General features: G+C 72.8%; 10 protein-coding genes, 1 rRNA gene and 2 pseudogenes. 5 read left to right on the top strand and 8 right to left on the bottom strand.

Annotation, left to right across the window (positions count from 1 at the left end):
* Nucleotides 1–91: pseudogene (locus ACGFWJ_RS36065) on the bottom strand (electron transfer flavoprotein subunit beta); the annotation flags it as partial.
* Nucleotides 92–375: 284 nt separating this feature from the next.
* Nucleotides 376–702, bottom strand: a complete 327-nt coding sequence (locus ACGFWJ_RS36060; protein ID WP_392956973.1) for a TlpA family protein disulfide reductase — start codon at nt 700–702, stop codon at nt 376–378.
* A 477-nt stretch (nt 703–1,179) separates the two neighbouring features.
* Between ACGFWJ_RS36060 and ACGFWJ_RS36055 the strand changes: the two genes are divergently transcribed.
* On the top strand, nt 1,180–1,947 hold the full coding sequence (locus tag ACGFWJ_RS36055; protein WP_392956971.1) for a lysophospholipid acyltransferase family protein: 768 nt from the start codon (nt 1,180–1,182) through the stop codon (nt 1,945–1,947).
* Nucleotides 1,948–1,995: 48 nt separating this feature from the next.
* Here the strand turns inward: ACGFWJ_RS36055 and ACGFWJ_RS36050 are convergent, their stop codons facing one another.
* The 3 genes and pseudogenes from ACGFWJ_RS36050 to ACGFWJ_RS36040 all read right to left on the bottom strand — a co-directional run bounded on the left by ACGFWJ_RS36050 (nt 1,996) and on the right by ACGFWJ_RS36040 (nt 3,436).
* Nucleotides 1,996–2,496 (bottom strand): DUF6624 domain-containing protein, encoded by a 501-nt coding sequence (locus ACGFWJ_RS36050; protein WP_392956969.1) that lies wholly within the window; start codon nt 2,494–2,496, stop codon nt 1,996–1,998.
* Nucleotides 2,497–2,645: 149 nt separating this feature from the next.
* Nucleotides 2,646–2,861: pseudogene (locus ACGFWJ_RS36045) on the bottom strand (MarR family transcriptional regulator); the annotation flags it as partial.
* 74 nt (nt 2,862–2,935) lie between these two features.
* Nucleotides 2,936–3,436: a MarR family winged helix-turn-helix transcriptional regulator gene (locus ACGFWJ_RS36040; RefSeq protein WP_392956967.1), complete on the bottom strand. Its 501-nt coding sequence runs from the start codon at nt 3,434–3,436 to the stop codon at nt 2,936–2,938.
* 72 nt (nt 3,437–3,508) lie between these two features.
* On the opposite strand from ACGFWJ_RS36040, the gene ACGFWJ_RS36035 reads away from it, so the two are divergent.
* The 4 genes from ACGFWJ_RS36035 (at nt 3,509) to ACGFWJ_RS36020 (ending at nt 5,547) form a co-directional block, all read left to right on the top strand.
* Nucleotides 3,509–4,060, top strand: coding sequence for a carboxymuconolactone decarboxylase family protein (locus ACGFWJ_RS36035; protein ID WP_392956965.1), 552 nt, complete (start codon nt 3,509–3,511; stop codon nt 4,058–4,060).
* 49 nt (nt 4,061–4,109) lie between these two features.
* On the top strand, nt 4,110–4,475 hold the full coding sequence (locus ACGFWJ_RS36030) for a hypothetical protein (protein ID WP_392956963.1): 366 nt from the start codon (nt 4,110–4,112) through the stop codon (nt 4,473–4,475).
* A gap of 21 nt (nt 4,476–4,496) precedes the next feature.
* Complete coding sequence (locus ACGFWJ_RS36025) at nt 4,497–5,060, top strand: hypothetical protein (protein ID WP_392956961.1); 564 nt, start codon at nt 4,497–4,499, stop codon at nt 5,058–5,060.
* 115 nt (nt 5,061–5,175) lie between these two features.
* On the top strand, nt 5,176–5,547 hold the full coding sequence (locus ACGFWJ_RS36020) for a hypothetical protein (protein ID WP_387649931.1): 372 nt from the start codon (nt 5,176–5,178) through the stop codon (nt 5,545–5,547).
* A gap of 55 nt (nt 5,548–5,602) precedes the next feature.
* Here the strand turns inward: ACGFWJ_RS36020 and ACGFWJ_RS36015 are convergent, their stop codons facing one another.
* The 3 genes from ACGFWJ_RS36015 to rrf all read right to left on the bottom strand — a co-directional run.
* Complete coding sequence (locus tag ACGFWJ_RS36015) at nt 5,603–6,211, bottom strand: hypothetical protein (protein WP_392956958.1); 609 nt, start codon at nt 6,209–6,211, stop codon at nt 5,603–5,605.
* A gap of 72 nt (nt 6,212–6,283) precedes the next feature.
* Nucleotides 6,284–6,694 carry a VOC family protein gene (locus ACGFWJ_RS36010; RefSeq protein ID WP_392956956.1) on the bottom strand — a complete coding sequence of 137 codons (411 nt, stop codon included), beginning with the start codon at nt 6,692–6,694 and terminating at the stop codon, nt 6,284–6,286.
* A 138-nt stretch (nt 6,695–6,832) separates the two neighbouring features.
* Nucleotides 6,833–6,938 (bottom strand): 5S ribosomal RNA (gene rrf, locus ACGFWJ_RS36005); the annotation flags it as partial.

Raw genomic sequence — 6,938 nt, 5'->3', positions numbered from 1 at the left:
CCTCCCGATCGGTGGTCGCATCGTCCGCGAAGCGACGATCACCGGTCGCGTCGGGCACGTACTTCACACAGACAACGATCCTCAAGCTCACGGCCTGCTCTCCTGTTACTGGTCCGATCCGGCGGCTGCGGCTGCGTCCGTGCGTGTCGAGTGGTCTCGGCACACGCGCGGGGCCGCGGTCCGGGCGGCGCGCGCCGGTGCCCCGCCGGAACTCCCCGGCAGCATACTCATGAGTAGCTCAGCCGTCACTACTCGCCAGTAGCTTACGCTGCCGCAGGTCCGGCCCGGCACCCGTGCCACCGCCTTGGCCCATCCTGCCGCAGGCAGGCCCGACTGCCACCTGACCCGGCACCAGAACGCCTGTGAGATTGAACGCTAGACGGCCTCGCCGAGTGCCGCGATCACGTCCACCGTGCGCGGCTGACCTGCCGCCCGGCGCACCACCCGGCCCGCGGCGTCCAGCACCAGCACGGTCGGGGTGCGCAGGATCTCCAGCCGGCGCACCAGTTCAAGCTGCGACTCGGCGTCCACCTCCACGTGCGCCACCCCGTCGACCATCCCCGCGACCTCGGCGAGGGTGCGGCGGGTCGCCCGGCACGGCTGACAGAAAGAGGTGGAGAACTGCACCAGCGTCGCCCGCTCGCCCAGCGCGGCACCGAGCTCCGCCCCGGTCAACCGCACCGCCCCGTCCTCGCCGCCCATCCTTCGCCGCCTCCCGTCCCGCACCTCGCCGACCGCTGTCGGCGCCCGCGGGCACCGATCGGTCCGATCACCGTTCAAGTGTGACAAACGCCGTCCGCGCCGAATTCCCCGCCTTCGGGCACTCTCCGTACGTACCGATGCGCGAGGTCCGCACCACTCCCCACCCCGGCGCGCACGCCGGTCCGGGGTCGCCCGGCTGCCCAGGTTCGCCCGGATTTGCCTGCCGGGCACGGACCGCCGCCGGGCCGCCACCACCCCGAACTACGGCTCCCCGCCGGGCGTCCCGCCCCCGCCCGCACCGCGCCCGCACCCGCAGGTCCGGGCCGCGCCGTGCGCGGGCGTGACAGACCGTGCCCGTTCGGGGGATCATCGGGGGGAAACACCCGTGGCCGCCGCGGCGTGCCGCAACCCGTCGGCCCTGCCACGCCCCGGGATCCGACGCACCGGGCAACAGGCCCCTGGGAAGTAGGACTGACCGTGGCAGAGTTCGTGTACCCGCCGGTGATCCGCACCGCGCTCACCGCGTTCAAGGCGCTGGACCTGCGGATCAACATCGTCGGCGCCGAGCACATCCCCGCCACCGGCGGCGCCGTCCTGGTCAGCAACCACATCAGCTACCTGGACTTCATCTTCGCCGGCTTCGGCGCCTACCGGGTGGCCCGGCGCAAGACCCGCTTCATGGCCAAGGACGACGTGTTCCGGCACAAGATCTCCGGCCCGCTGATGCGCGGCATGAAGCACATCCCCGTCGACCGCACCGACGGCCAGCCGGCCTACGAGGCCGCGGTCAAGGCGCTGCGCGAAGGCGAGGTGGTCGGCGTCTTCCCCGAGGCCACCATCAGCCGCTCGTTCATGCTGAAGAAGTTCAAGACCGGCGCCGCCCGGATGGCCGCCGACTCCGGCACCCCGCTGCTGCCCGTCGTCCTCTGGGGCACCCAGCAGCTGTGGACCAAGGGCCGCCCGAAGACCCTGACGAAGCGCCACGTCCCCGTCACCATCATGATCGGCGAGCCGATCCACCTCACCGAGGCCGACCGGCCGGTCATGGTCACCCGCCGCCTGCGCGCCGCCATGTCCGAGATGCTCGACCGCGCCCAGCGCGAGTACCCGGCCAAGCCGACCGGCCCCGACGACTCCTGGTGGGTCCCCGCCCACCTCGGCGGCACCGCCCCCACCCCGGAGCAGGCCGAGGCCGAGGACGAGGCGGAGGCCACCGCCAAGGCCGAACGCCGCGCCGCCCGCTGACCCTTCCGCCCGCTGCCCCTTCCGCGGGACGGGCAGCGGGCGAACCGCTCAGGCGAACTGGGCCACGTACTCCTCGAACGGCGGGATGCCCACCTCGGCCCGCCGCTCGTCCATCCGCGCCGGGTCCTCGCACGGCCACGGCACCGGCGCGCCGTCGCGCACCCCCGCGATCTGGGTGCCGTAGACCTGCTCCCGCCCCTCGTTCACCAGCACCCGGTCCCGCAGGAACGCCAACTCCCGCGCCCCCGCCGCACCTTCGGCCACCGCCTGCTCCATCAGCCGCAACGCCCGCCGCTGGACGTCCAGTTGCCGGTCGGCGTGCTGCGCGATCAGCCACGCGGCCTGCGCCGCCTCCTCGCCGACCTCCGCAGCGACGGGCCAGCCGTGCTCGTCCAGCAGCTCGGCCAGCCGGTCCGCGTGCCGCGCGGTCGAGCGCCGCCACGCCAGCTGCTCCGCCGGGTCCTCGCTGTTCGCCAGCGGCGCGGACGCCCGGTCGGCGGCCCCCATCGCGGTCAACTCGGCTGCCAGCGCGGCCACTTCGGGGGTCATTCCACTCTCCGTCGCTCTCGGGCACCCTCGGCGGCGCCGGACAGCACCATTCTGGACGGGCGGATCGGCCCGAAGATCATTCCGCAGACCGGCGACAGGCCGCCCCTCCCGCTGGAATACTTGAGGTGTTCCCGGGGCCGCGACGTGCACCGGGCAGGCATCTCCAGCCCGCGCGGGGCCGGCCGCACCGGCTTGCGCCGCACGCCATCCGGGCCGTCCGCCCGCTCCGCGTAGCCGAGCGCCTTCAGCCGGTCCACCGTCTTCCCGGCAGCCTGCTTCGACACCCCCAGCCGACGCCCGATCTCACTCGCCGTCGCCCCCTCCAGCCCAATCACCTGCAACGCGAAACCGTGCGCCGGCCGCACCGCACCCCCGCGACGCCCCGTCAGCCGGCTCTCCGCAACGCCTCGACTCTCCCGCGACGCCCCGGCGCGGCCACTCAGCCGCCGAACCAGCCCGCCGCGTCCAGCCGGAAGCCGGACGGGCCGGCCAACCGGGCCAGACCGTCCTCGAGTTCGCGCAGCCGCTGCTCGCCAAGTGCCGCCGCCCAGCGTCCGCGGATCTGCTCGAACACCTCCGCCGACCGGGCCAGCATGTCCAGCCCGCGCGGAGTCAGCCGCACCACCTTGCGCCGCGCGTCGCCCGGATCGTCCGCCCGCTCCGCGTAACCGAGCGCCTCCAGCCGGTCCACCGTCTTCCCGGCAGCCTGCTTCGACACCCCCAGCCGACGCCCGATCTCGCTCGCCGTCGCCCCCTCCAGCCCGATCGCCTGCAGCGCGAAGCCGTGCGCCGGCCGCGCCTCGGGGTGGCCCTGGCGGGCGAGTTCGGCGTGCAACTCGTCGATGATCGTGCGGAATCCGGCGAACAGCAGCAGGGGAAGCTCGAAGCCGTTGCGCTGATCGACAACCTGGTTTACGTTTTGGTCAACCACGTTGTCCATTCTAGGACGCGCAGCCGCGGCACGCCCCCGGCCGCCCCGGCACGCCTCCGCCCGATCCCGAAAGGGCTCACCATGTCCACCGCCGCCCAGCGCTTCCCCGACCTCACCCCCGAGACCGCTCCGCCTGCCGCCCGCCGCTCCCTGGAGGGGATCACCCGCAACCTCGGCTACCTCCCCAGCGCCGCCGCCCGCCTCGCCCACTCACCCCAACTCCTCGACGGTTTCCTCAAGTTGACCGCCCTCTTCGACGCCACCGAGCTCGACCCGCTGGTCCGCGAAACCGTCGTCCTGACCATCGCCACCCGCAACGGCTGCCACCTCTGCGTCGCCATGCACACCGCCAAGCTCACCCACCTCGACGCCGACCCCGACCTGATCGCCGCCCTGCGCGCCCAGCAACCCCTCCCGGACGCCCGCCTGGAGGCCGTCCGACGCTTCGTCCACTCCGCCCTCGACCACACCGGCGCCGTCCCCGAACCCGACCTCGCCGCCTTCCTCGCCCACGGCTTCACCCCGGGCAACGCCCTGGAAATCGTCCTCGGCATCGGCGCCTACACCCTCTCCACCTTCGCCAACCGCCTCACCGACGCCCCCATCGACCCGCAACTCGCCGCCCACGCCTGACCACTCCTGACCACGCCTGACCACTCCGCCCAACCGGTACGCTCCCCCGGTGACCGACCGCGGCCTCACCCTCCCCGCACTACGGCACCAACTGGTGACCGCGGTCCTCACCCTGGCCGCCCCCGGCCTCCAGGACGCCGGCTTCGACCCCGCCCCGCACCTGGCCACCCTCCTCACCGACGCCTGCGACGCCACCGCCCCCGTCCCCTGGCTCGGCCACACCCTGCGCACCTCCGAAGAGGCCGCCCTCACCGCCGACCTCGGCACCGCCCTCCGCCACCACCTCGCCACGCTCCCGCCCGACCCCACCCCCACCGACCACCTCCGGGCCCCCACCTGGCACCCCGTCACCACCAGCGCCGCCCACCTCGCCCGCCTCCTCGTCCACAACGACCACCTCGCCGCCAGCCCCTGACGGCGCGCTACCGTCGGCCCGGTGAACAACGACATCGACACCTGGCACCGCTTCGCCGCCCTCCTCCCCGAGCCGGACGCCCAGGACGTCGCCGACTGCTGGCAGATCGGCGAACAGGAAGCCGGCCTGCGCGTCCTCGTCTCCGGCCTCCTCACCCACCAGATACCGATCAGCGAAACCGTCCGGGCCCAGCTCTCCGTCCTCGCCGAGATCTGGGGCGAACGCGAGGTCCTCACCCCCGACCTCCTCCGCTGCCCCGGAGACGGCCGACCCGCCCCCGTCGCCCTGACCGACCGGCCCTGGGAACCCGGCGAGGACAGCCCCGCCGAACCCGTCCTGGTCCCCTGGATCACCTGCACCACCTGCGGCCAACTCCTGCTGCGCGCCCACCTCCTGGACGCCGGGCAATCCCTCTCCCACGTCGCCGAGTACTACGCCATCGCCTCACCCGGCGGGGCCACCGTCCTGCACACCTTCCCCGCCTACACCGACGAGCCCTTCGACCCCGACGACCCCACCGACCCCGCCGGCACCGCCTTCGCCGCCCTCCTGAACGGCTGCGCGGAGCCGGCGGGCAGTCACTGACCCGGGCTCGGGCCCGGGCTCCCACCGGCTCACTGGCTGGAAACCCCCTGGGCATCGGCTCGGTGACGGTACATCATCACTATCGCCAGACACCGCACCACGAGAGCTGACCGACATGCCCCTGACGTTCCGAAAGCCCCGCCTCAAGGCCGGAATCCTCGCCCTCACCACCGCCGCAGCACTGAGCGCCGCCGCCACGCCCAGCGCCCACGCGGCCGGCAACTGCACCCACTACGGGCAGCCCGGCTACGGGCAGGTCTTCACCGACTACAACTACTCGGGCGACTGCTGGGAGTTCCAGATCGGCACCTGGACGGTCTTCCCCGTCCTGGTCAACCACAAGGTCTCATCGCTCAGGAGCTGGGCCTCCTACTCCGGCCAGCAGGTGAACCTGTCCGGCGACGGCATGACCTTCACCGCAGGCGCCGGCGAGTGGTGGCCGCAGCTGCCCGGCTGGTTCAACGACCACGCCAACGCCGCCTACTGACGGTCGGGGCCTGACGTCGAGGCCAGGTGGTCGGCAACCCGGCCACCTGGCCCCCTCAGAACTCCAACACCAACCCGACCGCGCCCGCTCCCGCGCTCTCCGCCGCCCGCAACACTCGCACCGGCCCGGCGAACAGCTCCGCCACCGTCCCGCCGCTGTCCTCATTGCCCATCACCGACAGCCACGCCTCCGCCCGCCCAACCTCAGCCCCCGCCAACAGCCGTTCCACCAGCGGCCGTTGCTCCCGCACCCCGGCCGCGTCGAGCACGAACTCGCCGCCCCAGCCCGGCAGCCGCTCCACCGCCTCCGGCCCCAGCGCGAACGCCAACGCGTCGAACGGGTAGGCCTTCGACGCACCGATCGCGCAGCGCTCCTCCTCCGCGCACCCCTCCAGGAGGCCGAGCAGCTCCCACCGCACCTGGTCCACGCTCTCCGGCTCGTCACTCCGCCAGCCGTCGAACACCCCCGCCAGCGTCAGGGCATCGTCCCCGCGCCACGCCCCACCGCCCGGCAGCCTCCGCAACCACTCCGTCCGCGCCGCGAGCCGCTCCCGCCACCACGTCAACTCCCCGACCGCCGTCTCCGGCCGCCGCACCCAGTGGCCGGCACCCGCCGCCACCTCATCAGGAACCACCCCCAGCACCCAGTACCCGTGAAAACCCACGCCGCGCCACCCTCCCCCAACACACCAAACGGGCCCCGGCCACCACGGCCAGGACCCCTGTCACCCTCCCACTCAGCGCCCCGGACCCTCGCCCTCACCCGGCAGCGTCTCAGGCAGAACGAACTGCGGGTTCTCGATCAACCCGACCACCGCGCCCGTCGGCTCGACCACCGTCGCCACCCGGATCCCGCCGCCGACCTCCTGCACCGCACTCCGCACCGTCGCCCCCGCGGCCACCACCGACTTCAGCGCCACATCGACGTCCCTGACACCCCAGTACGTCACCGGGCCGGCCGCCGGATCGCCGTTCGGATCGAGCGACAACTCGTAGCCCCCGACATTGAAGCCGACATAGAACGGCTCGTCGAAGTACGGCTCGACGCCCAGCACCGAGGTCCACCACGCCTTCGCGGCAGCCAGGTCCGGCGCGGGGTAGATCACCGTCCGAAGACCAAGGAACATGTCAACGCCCTTTCCCAGCACGACAGTTCTTCCGCGCGTGAGCCTACGGCCCAGGTCCGACAACACCGCCGCCGGCAACAGGCCCGGCCCGCCTTCGAGATCCCCCGGAAATGCAGAAAGGGCCCCAGCCTATTGGCTGGAGCCCTTTCCAGAATAATTGTTCGGCGGCTTCCTACTCTCCCACAGGGTCCCCCCTGCAGTACCATCGGCGCTGTGAGGCTTAGCTTCCGGGTTCGGAATGTAACCGGGCGTTTCCCTCACGCTA

This window comes from Kitasatospora sp. NPDC048407 (genome assembly GCF_043200475.1).
Classification (GTDB): Bacteria; Actinomycetota; Actinomycetes; order Streptomycetales; family Streptomycetaceae; genus Kitasatospora.
The sequence above is the reverse complement of the archived record's forward strand: the minus strand, read 5'-3'. Positions and strand labels throughout refer to the sequence as shown.

Coding starts and splice junctions, on each gene's coding strand:
- ACGFWJ_RS36060 (WP_392956973.1), bottom strand. CDS start 702: ATGGGCGGCGAGGACGGGGCGGTGCGGTTGACCGGGGCGGAGCTCGGT.
- ACGFWJ_RS36050 (WP_392956969.1), bottom strand. CDS start 2,496: ATGACCCCCGAAGTGGCCGCGCTGGCAGCCGAGTTGACCGCGATGGGG.
- ACGFWJ_RS36040 (WP_392956967.1), bottom strand. CDS start 3,436: ATGGACAACGTGGTTGACCAAAACGTAAACCAGGTTGTCGATCAGCGC.
- ACGFWJ_RS36035 (WP_392956965.1), top strand. CDS start 3,509: ATGTCCACCGCCGCCCAGCGCTTCCCCGACCTCACCCCCGAGACCGCT.
- ACGFWJ_RS36020 (WP_387649931.1), top strand. CDS start 5,176: ATGCCCCTGACGTTCCGAAAGCCCCGCCTCAAGGCCGGAATCCTCGCC.